At 44.0% G+C, this 684-nt stretch carries 1 pseudogene; it reads left to right on the forward strand.

The features are described 5' to 3' along the window. Positions 1-684, forward strand: a pseudogene (locus R8O10_RS25325) (type IV secretion protein Rhs); the annotation flags it as partial.

Consider the following 684-nt stretch of genomic DNA (forward strand, 5'->3'; position numbering starts at 1 on the left):
TCTTGGTCAACGAGTGTGGGATATCGATGCTCTAGGTTGCGTAACGGAGTATGAATACGATAAGCATGGTCAAGTCGTAAAGAGAGAGTCTGAAGATGGTAAGAAGAGCCGTTGGTGGTGGGATAAACAACAAAGATTAGTCGCTCATGAAGTAGATGGCACTTTACTTCGCTACAGTTATGGCGCTACCGATTTAGTTAATGGGATTGCGTATCCCGATGGATGTGTTGCCCAGATTTCCTATGATGATTACGGACGCCGCACATCGATAAGATATTTCAACGACGAAGACCAAGTCGGTTACAGTGAAGAGTACGCTTATGACGAGTTTAGTCGTGTTGCACAGATACACACACCAGAAGGTGTCACGTCTTATCAATGGGGAGCTTTGGCTCAACAAGAAGCGGTAATCTTCCCTGATGGCAGCCATATTTCCTACGAGTACGATCAACAACGTAACCTAACGAAATTAGTTCGAAGTGATGGTCTAGCGTTTGAGTTTTTGTACGACAGCGAAGGTTTACTATCAGGTACCGTTGGATTTGATGGGCTACACAGCCAATTCAAATACGACTCTATGGGAAGAATCATCCGAAAAGATGTCGCAGATAGGACCGTTTTATACCGCTATGACGATGCTGGCTTTCTTCAGCATATTAAAGCGGGAAATGGAAAAAATATTGT

Source organism: Vibrio sp. 1727 (assembly GCF_033344415.1).
GTDB classification, from domain to species: Bacteria; Pseudomonadota; Gammaproteobacteria; order Enterobacterales; family Vibrionaceae; genus Vibrio; species Vibrio alginolyticus.